22 protein-coding genes are annotated in these 19,341 nt (G+C 62.9%); 11 read left to right on the forward strand and 11 right to left on the reverse strand.

Annotated elements, in window-relative coordinates:
- Positions 1-100 precede the first annotated feature (100 nt).
- Positions 101-544 (forward strand): CHRD domain-containing protein, encoded by a 444-nt coding sequence (locus tag EB235_RS17530; RefSeq protein ID WP_027029763.1) that lies wholly within the window; start codon positions 101-103, stop codon positions 542-544.
- Between the two features lie 48 nt (positions 545-592).
- On the opposite strand, the gene EB235_RS17535 is transcribed toward EB235_RS17530, so the two are convergent.
- From EB235_RS17535 to EB235_RS17545, 3 genes are all read right to left on the reverse strand, one after another.
- Positions 593-2,242: a thiamine pyrophosphate-binding protein gene (locus EB235_RS17535; RefSeq protein WP_027029762.1), complete on the reverse strand. Its 1,650-nt coding sequence runs from the start codon at positions 2,240-2,242 to the stop codon at positions 593-595.
- Entirely contained in the window at positions 2,239-3,414 is a 1,176-nt protein-coding gene (locus EB235_RS17540; RefSeq protein WP_027029761.1) for a CaiB/BaiF CoA transferase family protein, read from the reverse strand. The genes EB235_RS17535 and EB235_RS17540 overlap by 4 nt, the downstream gene beginning before the upstream one ends.
- 104 nt (positions 3,415-3,518) lie before the next feature.
- Positions 3,519-4,448 carry an alpha/beta fold hydrolase gene (locus EB235_RS17545; RefSeq protein WP_027029760.1) on the reverse strand — a complete coding sequence of 310 codons (930 nt, stop codon included), beginning with the start codon at positions 4,446-4,448 and terminating at the stop codon, positions 3,519-3,521.
- A 178-nt stretch (positions 4,449-4,626) separates the two neighbouring features.
- Between EB235_RS17545 and EB235_RS17550 the strand changes: the two genes are divergently transcribed.
- A complete protein-coding gene (locus tag EB235_RS17550; RefSeq protein ID WP_027029759.1) occupies positions 4,627-5,631 on the forward strand; it encodes a ribonuclease T2 family protein in 1,005 nt (334 codons plus the stop codon).
- Between the two features lie 83 nt (positions 5,632-5,714).
- Positions 5,715-6,326: a hypothetical protein gene (locus tag EB235_RS17555; protein WP_155256311.1), complete on the forward strand. Its 612-nt coding sequence runs from the start codon at positions 5,715-5,717 to the stop codon at positions 6,324-6,326.
- A gap of 105 nt (positions 6,327-6,431) precedes the next feature.
- Here EB235_RS17555 and EB235_RS17560 read toward each other — a convergent pair whose 3' ends face one another.
- Positions 6,432-7,718 (reverse strand): GGDEF domain-containing protein, encoded by a 1,287-nt coding sequence (locus EB235_RS17560; RefSeq protein WP_032926298.1) that lies wholly within the window; start codon positions 7,716-7,718, stop codon positions 6,432-6,434.
- A 257-nt stretch (positions 7,719-7,975) separates the two neighbouring features.
- Between EB235_RS17560 and ettA the strand changes: the two genes are divergently transcribed.
- From ettA to EB235_RS17585, 5 genes are all read left to right on the forward strand, one after another.
- On the forward strand, positions 7,976-9,625 hold the full coding sequence (gene ettA, locus EB235_RS17565; protein WP_027029756.1) for an energy-dependent translational throttle protein EttA: 1,650 nt from the start codon (positions 7,976-7,978) through the stop codon (positions 9,623-9,625).
- A 46-nt stretch (positions 9,626-9,671) separates the two neighbouring features.
- The gene (gene tam / locus EB235_RS17570) at positions 9,672-10,442 is read left to right on the forward strand and encodes a trans-aconitate 2-methyltransferase (protein WP_027029755.1); all 771 of its coding nucleotides are present in this window, start codon (positions 9,672-9,674) and stop codon (positions 10,440-10,442) included.
- A gap of 111 nt (positions 10,443-10,553) precedes the next feature.
- Positions 10,554-10,889, forward strand: coding sequence for a hypothetical protein (locus EB235_RS17575; RefSeq protein ID WP_027029754.1), 336 nt, complete (start codon positions 10,554-10,556; stop codon positions 10,887-10,889).
- Between the two features lie 132 nt (positions 10,890-11,021).
- A complete protein-coding gene (locus tag EB235_RS17580) occupies positions 11,022-12,143 on the forward strand; it encodes a beta-ketoacyl-ACP synthase III (RefSeq protein ID WP_027029753.1) in 1,122 nt (373 codons plus the stop codon).
- Between the two features lie 180 nt (positions 12,144-12,323).
- Entirely contained in the window at positions 12,324-12,740 is a 417-nt protein-coding gene (locus EB235_RS17585) for a GFA family protein (protein WP_027029752.1), read from the forward strand.
- Positions 12,741-12,759: 19 nt separating this feature from the next.
- Here EB235_RS17585 and EB235_RS17590 read toward each other — a convergent pair whose 3' ends face one another.
- The 3 genes from EB235_RS17590 to EB235_RS17600 form a co-directional block, all read right to left on the reverse strand.
- A complete protein-coding gene (locus EB235_RS17590; RefSeq protein WP_245268774.1) occupies positions 12,760-13,329 on the reverse strand; it encodes a methyltransferase family protein in 570 nt (189 codons plus the stop codon).
- Positions 13,330-13,441: 112 nt separating this feature from the next.
- Positions 13,442-13,840, reverse strand: a complete 399-nt coding sequence (locus tag EB235_RS17595) for a VOC family protein (protein ID WP_027029750.1) — start codon at positions 13,838-13,840, stop codon at positions 13,442-13,444.
- A 19-nt stretch (positions 13,841-13,859) separates the two neighbouring features.
- Positions 13,860-14,279 carry a hypothetical protein gene (locus EB235_RS17600; protein WP_027029749.1) on the reverse strand — a complete coding sequence of 140 codons (420 nt, stop codon included), beginning with the start codon at positions 14,277-14,279 and terminating at the stop codon, positions 13,860-13,862.
- A gap of 191 nt (positions 14,280-14,470) precedes the next feature.
- Here EB235_RS17600 and EB235_RS17605 point away from each other — a divergent pair, with 191 nt between their 5' ends.
- Positions 14,471-15,028, forward strand: coding sequence for a TetR/AcrR family transcriptional regulator (locus tag EB235_RS17605; protein ID WP_245268773.1), 558 nt, complete (start codon positions 14,471-14,473; stop codon positions 15,026-15,028).
- A gap of 17 nt (positions 15,029-15,045) precedes the next feature.
- Entirely contained in the window at positions 15,046-15,663 is a 618-nt protein-coding gene (locus EB235_RS17610; protein ID WP_027029747.1) for an MOSC domain-containing protein, read from the forward strand.
- 75 nt (positions 15,664-15,738) lie between these two features.
- Here the strand turns inward: EB235_RS17610 and EB235_RS17615 are convergent, their stop codons facing one another.
- Both EB235_RS17615 and EB235_RS17620 read right to left on the reverse strand, forming a co-directional pair.
- Positions 15,739-16,578, reverse strand: a complete 840-nt coding sequence (locus tag EB235_RS17615) for an SDR family oxidoreductase (protein ID WP_027029746.1) — start codon at positions 16,576-16,578, stop codon at positions 15,739-15,741.
- Between the two features lie 133 nt (positions 16,579-16,711).
- The gene (locus tag EB235_RS17620; protein ID WP_027029745.1) at positions 16,712-17,674 is read right to left on the reverse strand and encodes a D-amino acid aminotransferase; all 963 of its coding nucleotides are present in this window, start codon (positions 17,672-17,674) and stop codon (positions 16,712-16,714) included.
- Between the two features lie 158 nt (positions 17,675-17,832).
- On the opposite strand from EB235_RS17620, the gene EB235_RS17625 reads away from it, so the two are divergent.
- Complete coding sequence (locus EB235_RS17625; RefSeq protein WP_027029744.1) at positions 17,833-18,342, forward strand: hypothetical protein; 510 nt, start codon at positions 17,833-17,835, stop codon at positions 18,340-18,342.
- A 5-nt stretch (positions 18,343-18,347) separates the two neighbouring features.
- Here EB235_RS17625 and EB235_RS17630 read toward each other — a convergent pair whose 3' ends face one another.
- Positions 18,348-18,662, reverse strand: a complete 315-nt coding sequence (locus tag EB235_RS17630; protein WP_027029743.1) for a DUF2293 domain-containing protein — start codon at positions 18,660-18,662, stop codon at positions 18,348-18,350.
- Positions 18,659-19,180 (reverse strand): tRNA (N6-threonylcarbamoyladenosine(37)-N6)-methyltransferase TrmO, encoded by a 522-nt coding sequence (gene tsaA, locus EB235_RS17635; RefSeq protein ID WP_032925425.1) that lies wholly within the window; start codon positions 19,178-19,180, stop codon positions 18,659-18,661. The genes EB235_RS17630 and tsaA overlap by 4 nt, the downstream gene beginning before the upstream one ends.
- Positions 19,181-19,341: the final 161 nt, after the last annotated feature.

Below are 19,341 nucleotides of genomic sequence, written 5' to 3' on the forward strand. Positions count from 1 at the left end.
GTGTGCCGGGATACATTACGCCGCCCAACCGTTGCGCTTAAGGCATGCGCGCGCCTCGGTTGGGGCGTGACGTATGTGAAAATCCAATCGGAGGTTCTTCATGCGCACACACTCTTTCCTGCCAGTGCTTTCGGCACTGGCCGTTTCGACCGCTTACGTGTTCGCCTCACCGGCCATGGCCGAGGTGGTGAAGTACAAAGCGACGCTCGATGGCAGCCAGCAAAGCCCGGCCGTGACAACCAAGGGCAAGGGCACCGCGACGTTCACCTTCGACACGACCAAGAAGAAGCTCAGCTGGAACGTCAAATATTCCGGCCTCAGCGGGCCGGCGATCGCAGCGCACATTCACGGCCCGGCGGCGATGGGTGCGAATGCAGCGCCGGTCATCCCGTTCAAAGGCAAGCTGAAGAGCCCGATCAAGGGTTCAGCCGAACTGACCGACGCGCAGGCCGCCGACTTGGCGGCCGGCAACTACTACGTCAATGTCCACACCGCCGCGAACAAGGATGGCGAAATCCGCGGCCAGATCGAGGCAGCGAAGTAGCGCAAGCCGCGCCTACACAAAAGGGGCGGGTGACCGCCCCTTTTTTCGTCAGGCCTTGTCGCGGATTTGGGTCATGGTCCGGGTCGGCGTGATCGCTTCCGGATCGAGCCTGATTTCGACGATCGCCGGCTTGCCGCTGGCGCGGGCCCGCTCGAAGGCGGCGGCGAAATCGGCCGTCTTCTCCACCGTTTCGCCATGGCCGCCATAGGCGCGAGCAAGGGCCGCGAAATCGGGATTCCTGAGATCGGTGGCGACGACACGGCCGGGATATTCGCGCTCCTGGTGCATGCGGATGGTGCCGTAGATGCCGTTGTTGACGACAATGACGATGATCGGCAGGTCGTACTGGACGGCGGTGGCGAACTCCTGGCCGTTCATCAGGAAGCAGCCGTCGCCGGCAAAGGCGATAACCTCGCGATCCGGGTGCAGTGCCTTGGCGGCGACGGCGGCCGGCGTGCCATAGCCCATCGAGCCGGAGGTTGGCGCCGCCTGCGTGGCGAAGCGGCGGGAGCGGTGGAAGCGATGCACCCAGGTGGCGTAGTTGCCGGCGCCGTTGGTGAGGATGGCGTCGTCGGGCAGCACCTTTTCCAGATAGTTCATAATCGGCCCCATCTGGACGGCGCCAGGCCCGGTCTCAGGCGGCGTCGACCATTCGAGATAGGCGGCGTGTGCTTTCGCTGTCTCATCTGCCCAGGACGGCGTGCCGGCCGGTTTGCGCCTGGCAAAAGCCTCGACGAAAGCCGAGGGCGAGGCGTTGATCGCCAGCGTCGGCCGGTAGACGCGGCCGAGCTCGCCGGCGTCCGCGTGGACATGGACCAGCGTCTGGTCGGGGTAGGGGCTTTTCAGCAGCGTGTAGTCGGAAGAGGGCATTTCGCCCATGCGGCCGCCGATCAGCAGCACGACGTCGGCTGCCTTGATCCGCGCCGCCAGCTTGGGGTTGATGCCGATGCCGACGTCGCCGGCATAGTTCGCATCAAGATGGTCGAACAGCATCTGGCGGCGGAACGAGCAGCCGACGGGAAGTGACCATTTTTCTGATATGGCGCGCATCCGGGCCACCGCTTCCTCGTCCCAGCGCGTACCGCCGAGGATGACAAAGGGGCGTTTCGCGCCGTTAAGCAGCATTTCCAGCGCGTCAAGTTCGGGCTCGCCGGGATAGGTCTCGACCTGCGTGTGCGGCAAGGCAGCCGGCGCCTCGACGACGCTGGTGAGCATGTCCTCGGGCAGTGAGATGACAACCGGGCCGGGGCGGCCGGATGTCGCCACCGCGAAGGCGCGGGTGACGAATTCCGGGATGCGCGAGGCGTCGTCGATTTCGACCACCCATTTGGCGATGTCGCCGAAGAACCTCTTGTAATCCACCTCCTGGAACGCCTCGCGCTCCTTGGCGTGGCTGGCGACCTGGCCGATGAACAGGATGAGCGGGATCGCATCCTGCATGGCGATGTGGATGCCGGCCGACGCATTGGTGGCGCCGGGGCCGCGGGTGACGAAGCAGATGCCGGGCTTGCCGGTCAGCCGACCCTGGCAGTCGGCCATCATCGCGGCACCGCCTTCCTGGCGGCAGACGATGGTGCGGATTTTGGAATCGTGCAGCGCGTCGAGCACCGCGAGGTAGGATTCGCCCGGCACGCAAAAAATGCGGTCGGTGCCGTTCGCTTCCAGCGCGTCGACGATCAGTTGTCCACCGGTCTTCATTTCGCTGATCTCTCCAGTTCGGCAAGGATTTCGTCAGTGTGCTCGCCAAGACGCGGCGAGGGGCGTTCATAGACCAGCGGTGTTTCAGACATCACCATCGGCGCGCGCACCGAAGGCAGAAGATTGCCGTGGCCGTCGTCGAGGTCGAGCCGCATGCCGCGCGCGATTGTCTGCGGGTCGGCGAACATCTGGCCGATCGTGTTGATCGGGCTCGCCGGCACGCTTGCCGCTTCGAGCTTTGCCAGCAGCGGGTCGCGATCCCACGTCTTCAGCGCCTCGATCATGCGCTCGCGCAGCTTGACCCGGTTGGCGACCCGGGCAGGGTTGGTGGCAAAGTCGGGATTGGTCGACAGCTCATCCAGCCCGACGGCAGCGCAGAATTTGGCAAACTGGCCGTCATTGCCGACCGCCAAAATGATGTGGCCGTCCCGGACCGGCACCACCTCGTAAGGCGCGATGTTCATATGCGCATTGCCCATCTGCACCGGTGACTTGCCGGAGACGAGATAGTTGAGGTTCTGGTTGCCGAGCGCAGAAATCTGGGTGTCGAACAGCGCCATGTCGATGTGCTGGCCTTCGCCGGTCTGGTCCGCATGGCGCAGGGCTGCCTGGATGGCGATGACGGAATAGAGGCCGGTGAAGATGTCCGAGATGGCGACGCCGGCCTTTTGCGGTTCGCGGCCGACCTCGCCGGTGATCGACATCATGCCGGCCATGGCCTGGATGATGAAGTCGTAGCCCGCGCGCGGCGCGTAAGGGCCGTCCTGGCCGAAGCCGGTGATCGAGCAATAGACGAGACGCGGGTTGATCTGGCGCAGGCTGGCGTAGTCCAGCCCGTATTTCTTTAGCCCGCCGAGCTTGAAGTTCTCGATCAGCACATCGGATGTGGCGACCAGCCGGCGGATGGTTTGCGCACCCTCCGGCGTCGAAAAATCGATGGCGATGGAGCGTTTGCCGCGGTTGCAGGAATGGTAATAGGCCGCCGACAGGTTTTCGCCATTATGGCTCATGACGAAGGGCGGGCCCCATTTGCGCGTGTCGTCGCCGCCATCGGGGCTCTCGACCTTGATGACATCAGCGCCGAGATCGGCAAGCAATTGTCCGGCCCAGGGCCCGGCAAGGATGCGGGCGAGTTCGACGACGCGGACGCCTTTCAGGGGAGGTTCGGCCATAAATCACCAGAATTGGTCGGAACCGCAGCCTCTATCAACACCTTGTGCCGCTGTCACGGCCCTAGCGATGGGCCAAAGGGCCGGTTTGCAATAGATACGGGTCGTTACTTCAGGACGCCGTCGGCCCAGGCAGCGAAATCATTCATGATGACGTCGCGGTTCACCTCGTTCAGGCTTTCGTGGCGGGTCTCGGCATAAACCTTTGAAACGAGATTCGAAAAACCCATCTTGCGCATGCGATTGGCGAGGTGGGTGGTGCCCTTGCCGTAGTCGGAAGCCGGGTCTTTCTCACCGCCGATGACGGCGACGGGCAGGTCACGCCGGACGGCGGCAAAGCTGGCATCCTTGCCGCCGTTGAGCGCCATCGAGACCACCTCGCGCCACATTGAGACAGAGGCGTCCCAGCCGCAGAGCGGATCGGCAATGTATTTCGCCACCTCAGCCTCGTCGCGCGACAGCCAGTCGAACAGCGTGCGATGGTTGGGCACGGCCTTGCCCCAAGCCTGGAAGGTCAGCTTCGGCAGCAGGCGCGACGGGACATCGGAGCCCAGCCGCATCCGTTCCCAGGCGAGGATGCCGAGTGCCACCTGTCCAAGCAGGCCTTGAGAAAAATTGCCGTTCCATATCGCGGCGGCATGGACACGCGGCGAATGGGCCAGAAGGTAGTTCAGCGCCACGGACGCGCCCATCGAATGGCCAAAGAGGATAACCGGCAGGCCCGGTTGTTCGGTGGCGATGAGATCGTGAATCGCATTGACATCGGCGATCACCTTGGCCGGGCCATCCCTGTCGGCGAATCTGCCGAGCGGCGCGTCGGGCGCCTTGGTCGCGCCGTGACCGCGATGGTCGTGGACATAGATTCGGAAGCCGCGCGCGGCCAGGAAATCGGCAAAGCGGGCATAGCGCGCGGCGTGCTCGGCCAGTCCATGGTTGATCTGGACGACGGCGCGTGGCTGGCCATCGGCTTGCTTGACGAAGAGATTGAGGTCGGCGCCTGTCGGTGAGCGGACCGTGCGCTGCTGGCTGAATGGCATGGCCGCTTGATCTCCCCCTTATCCTGATGTGGTTTGCGCCGCGGCCGATTTTGCGTCAATCCGCTTTGCCTGCTTTTTGCGCAACGATGTTTCTTGCGTTTGGTCGGAAAAGTATCGCAATTCTGACATGGAGACAGCTTCACTCTGTCACCCACTTTCTTCAGCCGGGGATTTGCTCATGCGCATTGCTGTTGTTTTCGGATTGGCCATGGCGGCATCGCTTGCCGGTGCCGCGCATGCCGAGGTCAAGCTGAGCGGAACCTTCGTTTCCGATGCTGCCTGTCCGGCAACGCAAGCCATCAAGAATGGCAAGAACCCCGGCAATGTCTCGACTGACGCCGGGCAGAGTTATCAGCTGCTGGCCGGCAACAAGGACACGCCGACGCACTACCTCATCCTGGTGCCGGGAGCCGATCCCGAGCGCCGCTGGGTGAAGGTCAGCTGCGGCCATCTCTCGGGCAGCAGTGCAGCGACGCCGCCGGTAGCGCCGGCCGGGCAAGGCAAGCCGGCTGCGTCGGGCAAACCTGAATATGTCTTTGCGCTCAGCTGGCAGCCGGCCTTCTGCGAGACCAAATCCAACAAGACCGAATGCAGGGCGCAGAGCCCGAACGAGTTCGATGCCACCAATTTCACCTTGCACGGCCTGTGGCCGCAGCCGAACGGCAATTTCTATTGCCAGGTGCCGGCAAGCGACAAAGCCAATGACAATCCGGCCCACTGGAATGACCTGCCGCCGGTCAATCTGGACGCCGGTACCCGCAAGGAGCTCGATCAGGTGATGCCGGGCACGGCTTCCCAGCTTGAGCGGCATGAATGGATCAAGCACGGCACCTGCTACGGCAAGAGCCAGCAGGAGTATTTTTCCGACGCGCTCGGCCTGATGCGGCAGGTCAACGGCTCGCCGGTGCGCGATCTCTTCGTCAAGAACATTGGCGGCAAGCTGACGGCGGACCAGATTCGCGGCGCCTTCGACCAGGCCTTCGGCGCTGGAGCAGGGGACCGCGTGCGGGTCTCCTGCGTCATCGACCCGTCGAGCGGCAGGCGGCTGATCGGCGAATTGACGCTCGGCCTTGCCGGCCCGATCAGCCCGAACAGCTCGCTCAAGGATTTGCTGCTGGCTTCGGTGCCCACCAACAAGGCCGGCTGCCCGACCGGGACCGTCGATGCAATCGGTTTTCAATAAATCTTGAAGGTTGACCGGCGGGCTGTCGCTCGGTCGTCGAGCAGTGTTATGCTGGATCGAACATCATTCAGCGGGGGCGGGCAATGGATGGTTTGACGGGGAGCGCGTTGGCGCGGTTGGCTTTCTGGGCCAAGGGCATGGTGGCGATCAACAATGCCCGCATGGAATGGCCGGGTTTTTCCTACAATGACGCCGAGTGGGCGCGGATGCGAACGCTGTCGGAGCCGATCGATGCCACCACCTATCAGTTTTTCACCGTCGTCAATGCGGTGATCTTCATCGCCATCGCGGCTCTCGGCATCTTCTGCGTCTTCCTGCCGCTGGCAATGGTGTTGTTTCCCATACCCGCGCAAACCAGCGCGCTGAAATTCTCGATGCTGCTGGCGGCTTGCGCCTTCCTCATCATCGGCCTCGGCCTGCCGATCTCGATGCGTCTCTCCGCCATGCTGGTGGGTGGCAAGAAGGTGCGCGAGGCACTGGTGCCTGTGGCAGGCGACCAGGCGCTGGCGTCGAAGGTGTCGTGGCAGATCAACCGCATCATGCTGATCATGTGCGGCCTGCTGGTGCCGGGCATCCTGCTGTTTATCGCCTACGACATCCAGGCCGGACCGATCATCACCGCGCTGAAATGGGTGGCAATCGTGCTGATGGCGGTCTCGACGCTGACCGGCGTTGCGCGGCAGAGAAAATCCTAGAAAGTTAGAGTGGTTCACCGTTTCATGGAAACGGTGAACCACTCTAACTCTTTGTTTTGACGCAATTCCGGACGGAAAACCGCTCACACTTTTCCTGGAATTGCTCTAGAACTGCGCTGGCTTGGTCCACGCAATCGCCGTGTCCGGCTCATGGCTGCCTGGCTCGCCGACGATCCGGTCGCGTCCTGTCGATTTCGCCTTGTAGAGGCGCTGGTCGGCGAGCGCGAACAGGTCCCCAAGACAGGTTGTCGTTTCGCTGACGGTTGAGACGCCGGCGCTGACGGTCAGCTCGAAGCGGCTTGTGACGGTCGATGCCTTGACCGCGTAGCGGATGCTTTCGCCAAACAACCTGGCCACCGGATGCGGGCGCGAACTGAGGATGGCGAATTCCTCGCCGCCGATCCGGAACACCTGATCCTCGGCGCTCGCCACTTCCCTGAGCAAGGCCGCAACGGCTTTCAGCACCTTGTCGCCCTCGGCATGGCCGAAACGGTCGTTGATCGACTTGAAATGGTCGACATCGATGATCAGCAGGCTAAGCGGCCTGGCGGTGCGCAGGCTGACCTCGACGGCTGCCTCACCGTCGGCGTCGAAGCGCCCGCGATGCAAAAGGCCGGTCAGGCCGTCGCGGCCGACATGCTCGACCAGCGCTTCATAGCGCTCGCGATAGGTCAGGGTCTCGAAAATGTCGGTCAGGCCGCGCGGCAGCGGGACGTCGCGGGCCTCGAACCATCTGAGATAGGCGACAAGCATGGCGCTGAAGGCCAATGCCGCCGCCATCTTGGCGAACCAGCCGCCGAAGAAGACCGCGATCGGGGCGCCGGCAACGAAATGCAGCGCGGTGAAGAAGCCGGCCTGGTCGAAGGTGAGCACGCAGGCGACGCAAATCAGGATGCGCGCGAACTGCGCCTGGCGCAGATGCCGGCCAAGCTTTTCATAGAGCAGGATGATCAGGATGGCGTCGATGAACAGCAGCGTCGTGCCCCACACCATCAGCCAGCCCATCTCGTCGATGAAGCCGATGTCGGGCATCTTGCCGTCTGGCAGGGGCGCGATCGCATGCATGCGCAGCAACAGTCCCAGACCGATCATCAGCGCATTGCCAAGCAGCAGGCCATAGATCGGCTGGCGCACGGTGGCGGCGTCTTCCTTGATGTAGAGCAGGAGCAACATCACCAGCTTGCCGGAAAACAGCACGGCCGAGCCCGGCGAGACCAGGCCGAACGGCAGGGCGACATAGAAGACGCTGGCGAGATAGGTTTCCAGGAAATGCATGGCGCCGAGCGCGCAGATGAAGACGCCGAGACCAATGCGCTTGCGGAACCGGAAAAGCGTCACCATGACACTGAAGTAGACGACCGCTTCGGCAAGGAGCAGGAAACTGTTCAGCACTGCCGTCGATCCGATCTCTCGCTCGAAATCGCGATAATCCAGCGATTCCACCCCGATCCTGTTTTGACGCGCAAGGATTAACCAGAGATTTCAGCGCGCCTTGGGACCGGTGGAAAACTTCGCTGTTCGGCAAACACTTCCCCGTGTGCCCGAACTGAAGCGGCAAAAGCGATTGCCGTTCGGCCCCGCATCGCCTACATAGCGGCCAACCTCCATTCAATCCGACAAATCCAGTCATTTTTCAGGGAAAAGCGCGCGTGGCACGCCAGTTCATCTATCACATGGCCGGCCTCAACAAGGCCTATGGCACCAAGAAGGTGCTCGAAAACGTTCATCTGTCCTTCTACCCCGACGCCAAGATCGGCATCCTCGGCCCCAACGGCTCGGGCAAGTCGACGATCCTCAAGATCATGGCCGGGCTCGACAAGGAATGGAGCGGCGAGGCGTGGCTGGCCGAAGGCGCCACCGTCGGCTATCTGGCGCAGGAACCGGTGCTCGATCCGGAAAAGACCGTGTTCGAAAACATCATGGAAGGCGTCGCCGCCAAGACCGCCATCATCGAGCGCTACAACGAATTGATGATGAACTATTCCGACGAGACGGCCGACGAGTCGGCCAAGCTCCAGGACGAGATGGACCGGCTGAACCTGTGGGATCTCGAGCAGCAGGTCGAGATGGCGATGGAAGCGCTGGGCTGCCCGCCCAAGGATTCGGAAGTCACCAAGCTGTCAGGCGGTGAGCGCCGCCGTGTCGCGCTCTGCCAATTGCTGCTGCGCCAGCCCGACCTTCTGCTGCTCGACGAACCGACCAACCATCTCGACGCCGAAACCACGGCGTGGCTGGAAAAGCATCTGCGCGCCTATCCGGGCGCGGTGATGATCATCACCCACGATCGCTACTTCCTCGACAATGTCACGGGCTGGATACTCGAACTCGATCGCGGCCGCGGCATTCCTTATGAGGGCAACTACACCAAATATCTCGAAGCCAAGGCCAAGCGGCTCAAGCAGGAGGGCCGTGAGGACGATGCCCGCCAGCGCGCCATCGGCCGCGAGCGCGAGTGGATCCAGTCGAGCCCGAAGGCCCGGCAGACCAAGTCCAAGGCGCGTATCCAGGCCTTCCAGGACCTTTTGGAAGCAGCCGACAAGCGGCGTCCGAGCGATACGCAGATCGTCATCCCGCATGGTGAGCGGCTCGGCAATGTGGTGATCGAGGCGGAAGGCCTGTCGAAGGGTTTTGGCGACACGCTGCTGATCGACGGACTGGAATTCAAGCTGCCGCCGGGCGGCATTGTCGGTGTCATCGGCCCGAACGGCGCCGGCAAGACGACGCTGTTTCGCATGATCACCGGCCAGGAAAAGCCCGATGCCGGTTCTGTGCGCATCGGCGAAACGGTCAAGCTCGGCTATGTCGACCAGAGCCGCGACGCACTCGATCCGTCAAAGACGGTGTGGGAAGAAATCTCGGGCGGCGCAGAAGTGGTCAAGCTCGGCAAGTTCGAGGCCAACACGCGGGCCTACTGCGCATCGTTCAACTTCCGTGGCGGCGACCAGCAGCAGAAGGTCGGCAATCTCTCCGGTGGCCAGCGCAATCGCGTGCATCTGGCCAAGATGCTGAAGACCGGCGGCAATGTGCTGCTGCTCGACGAACCGACCAACGATCTGGATACGGAAACGCTGGCAGCACTCGAAGACGCGCTGGAAAATTTCGGTGGCTGCGCCGTGATCATCTCGCACGATCGCATGTTCCTCGATCGCCTGGCGACGCATATCCTCGCCTTCGAAGGCGACAGCCATGTCGAATGGTTCGAAGGCAATTTCGAGGACTACGAGCAGGACAAGATCCGCCGGCTCGGCCCCGAAGCCGTCAACCCGCACCGCATGACCTACAAGAGGCTGACGCGGTAAGGGACAAACCGGGCGGCGAATTCTCAAGGCGATATGAGGAGCTCACATGGCTGATTGGTCCGCCGCCCAGTATCTGAAATTCGAGGACGAGCGCACGCGGCCCGCGCGTGACCTTGTCGCGCAAGTGCCGGTTGATTTCCCGCGCCGGGTCGTCGACATCGGCTGCGGGCCGGGCAATTCGACCGAGCTGCTGGTCGAGCGCTGGCCGGATGCGCAGGTAAGCGGCTTCGACACCTCTCCCGACATGATCGAAAAGGCGAGGGCGCGGCTGCCCAATGTCAGCTTCGACCTCGCGGATGCGTCGACATGGCAGCCGGCCGAGCCGGTCAATGTGATCTTCGCCAATGCGGTGTTCCAGTGGCTGCCCACGCATCCGGCGGTGTTTCAGCGGCTGATGGGTTTTCTGGCACCCGGCGGCGCGCTGGCTGTCCAGATGCCCGACAACCTGCTTGAGCCATCGCATCAGGTGATGCGCGAGACCGCGGCCGAAATGCCGTTCGCCGCGAAGATGGAAGGCGCAGCACGTGGGCCGTTGCCGCCGGTGTCGTTCTACTATGACCTGCTATCGCCACTCTCCGACCGGCTCGATATCTGGCATACGGCCTACAATCATCCGCTGGCCGATGCCGAGGCGATCGTCGAATGGGTGAAGTCGACGGGGCTGAAGCCCTTCCTTGATCCGCTCGATACAGAGGAGCGCAAGCTGTTCCTCGACAGCTACACCGCCAAGGTCACCCAAGCCTATCCCAGAACCGCGAACGGCAAGGTCTTGCTACGTTTCCCGCGAATTTTCATTGTCGCCAAGCGGGCCGGTTAGGAAAGAATATCCAACTCACCTCGGCCGAGCTGCGGCCGCTTGACCCGGTTTCGCGGCCATGGCCAACTCCTCACGCGGGTCATGGCGGCCCGCGTGGGCAGGGGGGTAATGATGACTTTGAAAAGATTGCTTTACGGCGGCGGCGTCTGCGCGGCGGCACTTCTGGCGTTCTCGGTTTCAGCCGAGGCCAAGCGGGCGCGCTGCTTCACCACGGATGACGGCTATTTCGCGTGCAGCTATCGCGCGATCGATGATGCCGGCAGTTTCCGAATCTCGGCGCCGGGTTATCCGACCTATGTGCTGGAGATCGACGGGCCAGGCTTTGCCTATGGCTATGTCAATCTTGGCCGCCGCAACGTGCCGTTGCCGGGACAGTATGTGCGCAGCCGAGACGACGGCGCCTGCTGGAACAACCCGCAGACCAACACCAAGCTGTGCGCCTGGTGAAGCCAGGTTCAAGCCGGCGTAAACTGTTGCCTTAAGCTGGCGTAAACTGGCGCGATGAGAAAAAGTGTTGCGCCGAAGCGTTTCGGCGCCCACATGAAAACCGCAACGCCCGCGGATGGGACTGACTGAAACATGCATCGCGTCATCATCAGCGGCATCGGCGCTGAAATTCCTGGACCTGTCATCACCAATGAAGAGCTGGTCGAGAGCTTCAACAGCTGGGTCGACACGGAGAATGCGCGGCGCCAGGGCACCGACGAGCCGCTCCTGCAGAAGTCCGACGCCGACTTCATTGTCCACGCCTCGGGTGTGAAATCCCGTCATGTCATCGAGCGCGAAGGCATTCTCGATCCGACCCGCATGACGCCGCGCATTCCGGCGCGGCCCGACGATGCGTTGTCGCTGGAGGCAGAGTTCGGCGTCGCTTCGGCCAAAAAGGCGCTCGACCATGCGGGCCTAAAACCGTCGCAGATCGATCTGATCATCTGCTCGGCCTCGCACCATCAGCGGCCCTATCCGGCGATCGCCATCGAAATGCAGGAGGCGCTGGGCACGACGGGCGCCGGCTTCGACATGGGGCTTGGCTGTTCTTCCGCTGCCGCCGCTCTTCACATGGCAGTCAACCTGGTGCGCTCGGGCGCGCACAAGCGCATTCTCGTCACCACGCCGGAAATCATCACCGGCCATCTCAATTTCCGCGACCGCCAGACCCATTTCATCTTCGGCGACGCCTCGGTGTCGATGGTGGTGGAGGGCCTTGCCCAGGGCGACAAACGGCCGGGGCGTTTCGAGGTGCTGGACACGCGCCTCTGGACGCAGATGTCGAACAACATCCGCACCAATCTGGGCTATCACACCCGCACCGCCCAGGATGATCCCTACATGATCAACCTGGAAGGCAATCTGATCAAGCAGGTCGGCAACAAGGTGTTCAAGGAAGTCACGGTCGCCGGGCAAAAATTCATCGTCGAGTTCCTGGCCGAGCACGGTCTGACGCCGCAGGCCGTCCGGCGCTTCTGGCTGCATCAGGCCAATGCGCGCATGAATGCGATGATCCTGAAACTGTCCTTCGGCCACGATGTCGACCACGATCGTGCGCCGATGGTGCTGGAACGGCTCGGCAACACGGCGGGCGCCGGCGCCATCGTCGCGCTGTCGGAGAACCATGCCGATATGAAGCCCGGTGATTTCGGCTTGATCTGCGCCTTCGGCGCGGGGTATTCGATAGGCGGCGCGCTTATCCGCATGCTTTAGGCATTTCGATATCGAGATGACGCTGGCCTGAAAGGGCCGTCGGACTTTCGAAATCCGCCCAGCGCCGCTTCGCGCCCGTCTTTCCACTCCCGTTCAGCCTGACCTGACCCTCGCACAGCCTGTGTCGGGGGTACTTCAGCTTGAACCAGCGCGATCTCGTTTCACAAAGGAGGTTTTCCGATGATCGATGCCCGATGCAGTTGCGGCGCTCTCTCGCTGACGCTGCCAGGACCTTCAAAACTGGTGGTCGCCTGCCATTGCCTTGACTGCCAGCGCAGAACTGGCGCGCCCTTTGGCGTCGGCGCCTTCTATGCGGCCGATGCCGTTGCCATTTCCGGAACGCAGAAAGAGTTCACCCGCGATGCGGCAAGCGGCGGCAAGGTCCACTGCTACTTTTGCCCAAACTGCGGCTCGACGGTCTATTGGAAGGCCGACAGGCTGCCGTCGATGATCGGCGTCGCGATCGGAGCGCTGGCAGACCCGAAAAACCCACGTCCCGTCAGGTCGATTTTCGAGCAGTCGAAACATGATTGGGTTCAGGTCGACGGCGCTGTCGATCATTTTTGGCAAAGCAGCGCGGCAGGGAAGTCCAGTTGAGCCGGCGTTCGACGCCGTGTCAGGCCGGCGCGAAGGGGACCAGCATCGGAACCCGCCTGGCATAGTCGTCATAGGCGCTGCCGAGTTCGCCGCGCAGGAAACGTTCTTCGAGCTTTGCTTTCATGACGATGCCGATGACCAGAAGAATGGCCCCGGCGACGCCCCAGATGGTGCCTTTTGCCGCCATGGTGGCCAGGAGGCCCAGCAGCAGACCGGTGTAGATCGGGTGACGGACGAGGCCGTAGGGGCCAGTGTCGATGACGCGGTGCTCAGCTTTAGCCGTCACCGTCCCAGACCACAGCCGGCCCAGATGCAGGCGCGCCCACCAGGAGAAGGCGAGGCCGATGGCGACCAGCACGACGCAGATCCAGGCCTCGGCCAGGCTCGGAAACCACAGGCGAAAGCGGCCGACATAGCCATGCGCAGGAATGAAGAACAGGATGATGCCAAGCACCAGCACCGCCCGGTAGGGGGCCTCGGCCCGGAAGCCGGCGCGTTTCTGCGCCTGGTCGGCCCAGAACGCAGCCGCGGCCCACGACACGACCCAGATCAGCCAAAGCAGCACCATTGCCGTTCCGGGACGCATCATGAACCTCCGCCGACCTGTCTGGACCGTCACCATGAAGCCGGCACAGCGCGGCAGCAATGCGGCGGCGCCGGGGAACGGCTTTCCTGAGGTAAGAAGATCGTGATCTTCGCTCTCATTCAGCCGAACAGCTGAACATCCATTGCACGCCATACGCGTCGACCAGCATGCCGAAGCTGGTTCCCCAATATTGCCGCGCCAGGGGTACGGCGATCCGGCCACCGGCGGCCATGCGATCGAACAGCCTCCGCATCGCAGCCAGCTCGTCGAATTCCAGCATCATGGAGGAGCCTTTCATCGGCTCCGCATCGTCATTGTCGGAGGCGTGGAACAGCACGCCCGGACCCTCGAAACGCGCATGCAGGATTTTTCCACGCATGGTTTCGGTTCGCACCGGCATGTTGTTGTCGCCCCAGCGCAGCAGGATCGTTGCCCGGCCAAGGCCGCACTGTTCGTAGAAGGCCAGTGCCGGCTCGCAATCGGTGGTGAAGAACAGCGAAGGGGAGAGCCGCATTCTATCTTTCCCTATCAGGTCAGTGCGCGGCGGTGGCTGCAGCGATGAGCGCGTCGCCGGTATATTGCCTGTCGCCGATGCCCCAGCCGCCATCGGGCGCGTTGACGATGTTGATCCAGGTGTTTTCAGGCTTGTGCCCGGGCACGCAGAGTTCGGCGACAATGCCGGCGGCATTGGTGATGAAGGCGTTGCGGGCTTCAACCGAGCCAAGGCCGATATTGGGCAATTTCAACTCGACCATGACAACGGGCCGGTTGGCGCCGCCAGCATAGATGTGGCGCGGCGGCAGGACGTGGACGGTGCCGCCGACTATCGCGGTGAAAAATGAATTGCCGGTAGCGCCTGACGCCTCGATGAGAGCAGCACTCAGGCGCGGCAGGATCTCGCGCTCTCCGACCTCTGTCAGTACGCCTTCCGGCGCGGTCACGGTGATTGGCATTTGGGCTCTCCTTGTCCTTGGGTTGCACGGCTTTGGCGGGAGCTTCCGGCTTGCCATGTTTCGTATCAATTGTTACGTTATGCGAAGCAAGCAAGTCAACAGGTTTCGTATCGATCACTATGAATAATTTGGAAAAGGCTAGGGGTGGTCGTCCCCGTGCGTTCGATCCCGACCGGGCGCTGGATGCGGCGATGCATCTGTTCTGGGAGCATGGCTATGAGGCGACGTCGCTGGCCATGCTGCGCGAGGCGATGGGGCTGACGCCGCCGCAGATCTACAACGCCTTCACCGACAAGGAGACTTTGTTTCGCAAGGCGCTGACGCGCTACCACGCGACGGAGATCGGCTTTGCGCTGGACGCGCTGAGCGCGCCGGTATCGACGCGGGAGGCGATCCGGCGGTTGCTGCTCGGCGCCGCCGAGGCCTATTCCAGGCCGGGCAAGCCTGGAGGCTGCCTTTTCGTCAGCGGTGCGCTGGCAGCGTCACCGCAGGCGCAAGCCATTGCCGATGAGCTCAAGGCCTATCGCAAGGCGAGTGAAGCGGCGATCGCGGAGCGGTTGGCCAAGGGCAGGACGGCGGGCGATCTGCCCGAAAACCTCTCGGTCGAAGGCCTCGCCAAATACCTGGCCGGCGTCATGAACGGCATGTCGATCCAGGCGCGGGACGGCGCCTCGGTCGAAGAGTTGCGCATTTTGGCCCAAATCGCCCTTGCGGCCTTGCCGGGCGAAGGGCAAAAACGGAGAGCATGATTCAAGGACAGAACGCCATGCTGGATCTCTTCCCCGAGGCGGAGAAGCCGGTCGAAATCATCCCGGCCAAGAAACTTTCCGCTCGCGCCGCAGCGCTCTATGTCGCGCCAGCGGATCACTTCCAGACACGTCCGGTGGAGGAATTGCGGCTCGGCTTCGACGGCATTTCGGGAGACTTCCATGCCGGGCCGACGCGCCGCTCGGGCGGGCGCGAGCCCTGGTATCCGCGCGGCACCGAAATGCGCAATGAGCGCCAGCTTTCGATCGTGGCGGAAGATGAACTCGCCATTGTCGCCGAGCGGATGGGGCTGGCCGAGATCAAGCCGGAATGGATCGGCGCCAATCTGGTGGTCGAAGGCTTGCCAAAACTCTCCATGCTGCCGGCCGGCACGCTGCTGTTCTTCAAGGGCGGCGTGACCCTCAAGGTCGACGCACAGAACGGGCCATGTCGCCTCGCCGGGCGATCGACCGCTGAAAATGCGGGGATGGCCGACATTGAAGCCGGCGCGCTGCTCTTTCCCAAAGTAGCCAAGCGGCTGCGCGGTCTCGTCGCCTGGGTCGAGAAGCCGGGCACGATCAGGGCCGGCGAAGAGATTTCGGCGCGGGTGCCGGAGCAGTGGATTTATCAGGCGTAGCCGCGCGTTTTGTCGTGGCCTGAGGGCAGGGGCTGCGCCGCCGCCTATGCGGCGGCGTAGCAAAAGCCGCTAGCTTCAGTCCTTGCGGTTCTTCTTCGCGCCTTGCGCCATGATGGACACGTGGTCCCACTTGTCCCAGGTGGCGAGGCGGTTGGCGTATTCCTGGCGGATCATCGGCAGGCCGCCATCGCCGAAGAACACGCGCAGCGGCGGCTCGGCGGCGTCGACGATGGCCAGCATCGCAGGACCGGTGGCCTCGGGATCGCCAGCGACCGAGTTGGCGCGGCGCTCGGCCATCTTGGCGCGGGCCGGCGCGTAGGCCTCGATCGGCTTGGAGACCTTGGCGGAGGCGCCCGACCAGTCGGTGGAGAAGCCGCCCGGCTCGACCAGCGTGACATGGATGCCGAATTCCGCGACCTCGATGCTGAGCGACTGGCTGAAGGCTTCCAGTGCCCATTTCGAGGCGTGGTAGAGGCCGAGCGAGGCAAAGGCGTTGACGCCGCCGATCGATGAGATCTGGATGATGTGGCCGGAGCGCTGCGCCCGCATGATCGGCAATGCGGCCTGCGTGACCCAGAGCGCGCCGAACACATTGGTTTCGATCTGGTCGCGGGCTTCCTGTTCGCTGACTTCCTCGATGGCGCCGAAATGGCCGTAGCCGGCATTGTTGATGACGACGTCGAGCCGGCCAAAGCGCTTGTGGGCTTCAGCGACAGCGGAATCGACGGCCTTCTTGTCGTTCACGTCGAGCTTTATCGCGGCGATGTTGTCGCCATACTTTTCGACGAGATCGGCGAGCGTGCCGGCGTCACGGGCGGTCGCGGCAACGCGGTCGCCACGCGCCAATGCGGCTTCTGCCCAGACGCGGCCAAAACCCTTCGACGATCCGGTGATGAACCAAACCTTTGATGTCATGATGTGGAATCCTTGCCCCTGCGGGCGTGATTTTCGGGTGAAAGCGGAGGCTTCTCCGCTTTCGGGCATATACGGCCTGTCGCGTGATTTTCCAGAGGCGAGGGGAAATCTTTTTGAACAAGCCGTCTAGCTATCAGGGGTAATTCACCTGGCTCGACCACGCCGGGTGATCATGCTTTTGCCAATAGAGCGCCATCAGCCGGCTGGTGATCGGCCCGACCTTGCCTTCGGCGATCGCCGCGCCATCGATCTCAGTCACCGGCATGATGCCGCCGGCGGTCGAGGTGATGAAGACCTCGTCGGCCGCCTTGAGCGCGGCGACGCTGACATCGGCAGCCTTTGCGACGAGCCCTTCCTCGCCACTGAGATCGAAGACGGTGCGCCTTGTAATGCCGGGCAGCACGCCGATGGCCGGCGTCGACAGTTTGCCGTCCTTGACGCAGAAGACGTTGAAGCCCGGGCCCTCGGCGACATTGCCGTTGAAGTCGAGAATGAGCGCTGTCTCGGCGCCGCGGTCATAGGCGTCGTAGAGGCCGCGCACGAGGTCGAGCCAGTGGTAGTTCTTGATCGCCGGATCGATCGAGGCCGGCGGGATACGCATCTTGTCGCTAACGGCCACGTGCAGGCCGCGCTGCAATTGTTCTGCATTGGCGACCGAGCCGAACGGCACGGCGAACGCCATGAAACGGTTGATCGCGTGGCGCGGGTCGCGGCTGAAGGTCGGCGAAGCGCCGCGCGTGCACAGCATCTCAACATAGGCGGCGCGATGGCCGGAAAGTGCTGTGCAATTGTGCAGGATCTCGGTCACCTCGTCGCGATCGAAGGGAATTGTCATGCGCAGCTTTTCCAGCCCGCCGAAAAAGCGGTCGAGATGCAGATCGAGGCGGAAGAAGCGGCCGTTCCAGACATGGACGGTGTCGTAGGTGGCGTCGGAATGCAGAAAACCCCAATCCAGCACCGACACCTTGGCTTGCGACATCGGCAAATATTGGCCGTCGAGGAAGGCGATGCCGTCGGGATAGGAATGCGGGTCGACGTGGCGGTCGCTCACTGCGGGCAGTGGTTTTGAAGCCCGTGTTGCCGTCGTCTGGTCCATCGAAGCCTCCTCTCGCACAAGGCGGATCAGTAGCCTACCGGCCCCGGACAGGGGGCATAGAGCCAGCCGCCCGGTGCTGTTCGTCCTCCACAACGAACGGGCTCGATACATCAGATTAGAGTTGCCTTATGGTCGTGGTCGCTGAGTTGGAGGGGGATATGGGTAGGCTTGGGATCGTTATCGCAGTTTTGTCGATTTTCGCCGCCGCGAGCGAGGCCAGCGCGCAATGCGCGAAGGAGGGCGACGAACTCTGCCAGAATGGCCAGACCTATCGCTGCGAGAAGACCGGCAGCGAATTGACGCCGATCTTCCAGAACGTGCCTTGCGTCGTGAATGTGCCGGCGCCGTCTCTGATCGGCACCTGGGTCGGCAGCGGCCACCAGAGCCCTGCCGGCGATGCCGGCGCCGACTGGTCGATCGCCATGACGATTGGGGATGGCAGTGCGTCGATCGATTATCCCTCACTCGGCTGCGGCGGATCGTTGTCGCAGACGTCGAGGGATGACACGTCGGCACAATTCCATGAGAGCATCACCTACGGCCAGGACAAGTGCATCGATGGCGGCGACATCACCGTCCGGTTCTTCAAGGGGAACCTGTCCTGGACCTGGGTCGGCCAGGCCGAAGGGCAACCGTACAATGCGATCGCCGTGCTGACCCGGCAATAGCCGGTTCATTCCTCCTCCTCATCTGCGTCGAGCAGGCGTGTCGCGCGCCAGCGGGTAAGCACAATGTTGGTCTGCTCGATGACGAAGAACCGCGCCGAGTCGCGGTCATAGCCCTCGGCCAGCAGTTTTTCGTAGTCGGTGTGCATGTGACGGATATGGGCAATCGCCGCCAGCCATACTGCGATCGTCGGCGGCAAGGTCTTCATATGCAACGAGCCGGCATCAGTGCGGATCTTTTCCATGTCGGCATAGGGCGCCAGCGGCAGCAGTGCTGTCAGCGCCTTGGCGATGGCTCGGCGGCGGCCGGTCGGCGCCGTCATGGCAGGACCCGGTTGGGCTCATCGCGCCCTTCGATGGTCGCCTCGGCAAAAGCATCGGTCGAGGCGAAATAAGGCTTGATGTCAATGACCGGCGTGCCGTCAAGCACGTCGATGGCATCGAGATCGATGCGTCCGGTGGCGATGTCCAATCCGACGAGCCTAGCCACATGCAGGCCGACCGGGTTTGGCCGGGCAGGGGAGCGCAGGCCGAATACGCCTTTGGCTTCAGCCGCATGGCGGGGTTTCTGCACAATCAGATTCCGCGGCGCGTGGTGCAGCCAGGACAGGATGATGACGTGGCTGGCGCGCTCCAGGCCCTGCAGGCCGCTGCGATAAGGCGGGTCGATGGTCAGCACCGCCGGTTGCCCGGTCTCGCGGGCCGCGCGCATGTTTTTCGGGCAGCTCTCCCGCGTCACCCAAGGCGAGGCGATGCGGCCGATGAAGACGATGCTTCCGTCCGCCGGCATTGTTGCCGGATCTTGCTCCAGCCTCTGCTCGCCTTCGCGCGCCTCGAACATTTCGCGGGGCTCGGTGATTCCAGCCATCTCTACCTTGGTGCCTGTCACTGTCCCAACCCCACTACACATTTTTGGGCGCCATGCAGCGGGAAATCACGCATGCGGCATTTTCTTGTCCGGGAGCGACATTGCGCTTGCAAGGTTTTGAAAATCGACATAAA

This window comes from Mesorhizobium loti R88b (assembly GCF_013170845.1).
GTDB classification, from domain to species: Bacteria; Pseudomonadota; Alphaproteobacteria; order Rhizobiales; family Rhizobiaceae; genus Mesorhizobium; species Mesorhizobium loti_B.

Excerpts from the sequence above, each read along its gene's own strand:
- EB235_RS17530 (WP_027029763.1), top strand. The coding sequence starts at position 101 with ATGCGCACACACTCTTTCCTGCCAGTGCTTTCGGCACTGGCCGTTTCG.
- EB235_RS17535 (WP_027029762.1), bottom strand. The coding sequence starts at position 2,242 with ATGAAGACCGGTGGACAACTGATCGTCGACGCGCTGGAAGCGAACGGC.
- EB235_RS17540 (WP_027029761.1), bottom strand. The coding sequence starts at position 3,414 with ATGGCCGAACCTCCCCTGAAAGGCGTCCGCGTCGTCGAACTCGCCCGC.
- EB235_RS17545 (WP_027029760.1), bottom strand. The coding sequence starts at position 4,448 with ATGCCATTCAGCCAGCAGCGCACGGTCCGCTCACCGACAGGCGCCGAC.
- EB235_RS17550 (WP_027029759.1), top strand. The coding sequence starts at position 4,627 with ATGCGCATTGCTGTTGTTTTCGGATTGGCCATGGCGGCATCGCTTGCC.
- EB235_RS17555 (WP_155256311.1), top strand. The coding sequence starts at position 5,715 with ATGGATGGTTTGACGGGGAGCGCGTTGGCGCGGTTGGCTTTCTGGGCC.
- tam (WP_027029755.1), top strand. The coding sequence starts at position 9,672 with ATGGCTGATTGGTCCGCCGCCCAGTATCTGAAATTCGAGGACGAGCGC.
- EB235_RS17575 (WP_027029754.1), top strand. The coding sequence starts at position 10,554 with ATGACTTTGAAAAGATTGCTTTACGGCGGCGGCGTCTGCGCGGCGGCA.
- EB235_RS17580 (WP_027029753.1), top strand. The coding sequence starts at position 11,022 with ATGCATCGCGTCATCATCAGCGGCATCGGCGCTGAAATTCCTGGACCT.
- EB235_RS17585 (WP_027029752.1), top strand. The coding sequence starts at position 12,324 with ATGATCGATGCCCGATGCAGTTGCGGCGCTCTCTCGCTGACGCTGCCA.
- EB235_RS17590 (WP_245268774.1), bottom strand. The coding sequence starts at position 13,329 with ATGATGCGTCCCGGAACGGCAATGGTGCTGCTTTGGCTGATCTGGGTC.
- EB235_RS17595 (WP_027029750.1), bottom strand. The coding sequence starts at position 13,840 with ATGCGGCTCTCCCCTTCGCTGTTCTTCACCACCGATTGCGAGCCGGCA.
- EB235_RS17600 (WP_027029749.1), bottom strand. The coding sequence starts at position 14,279 with ATGCCAATCACCGTGACCGCGCCGGAAGGCGTACTGACAGAGGTCGGA.
- EB235_RS17605 (WP_245268773.1), top strand. The coding sequence starts at position 14,471 with ATGCATCTGTTCTGGGAGCATGGCTATGAGGCGACGTCGCTGGCCATG.
- EB235_RS17610 (WP_027029747.1), top strand. The coding sequence starts at position 15,046 with ATGCTGGATCTCTTCCCCGAGGCGGAGAAGCCGGTCGAAATCATCCCG.
- EB235_RS17615 (WP_027029746.1), bottom strand. The coding sequence starts at position 16,578 with ATGACATCAAAGGTTTGGTTCATCACCGGATCGTCGAAGGGTTTTGGC.
- EB235_RS17620 (WP_027029745.1), bottom strand. The coding sequence starts at position 17,674 with ATGGACCAGACGACGGCAACACGGGCTTCAAAACCACTGCCCGCAGTG.
- EB235_RS17625 (WP_027029744.1), top strand. The coding sequence starts at position 17,833 with ATGGGTAGGCTTGGGATCGTTATCGCAGTTTTGTCGATTTTCGCCGCC.
- EB235_RS17630 (WP_027029743.1), bottom strand. The coding sequence starts at position 18,662 with ATGACGGCGCCGACCGGCCGCCGCCGAGCCATCGCCAAGGCGCTGACA.
- tsaA (WP_032925425.1), bottom strand. The coding sequence starts at position 19,180 with ATGTTCGAGGCGCGCGAAGGCGAGCAGAGGCTGGAGCAAGATCCGGCA.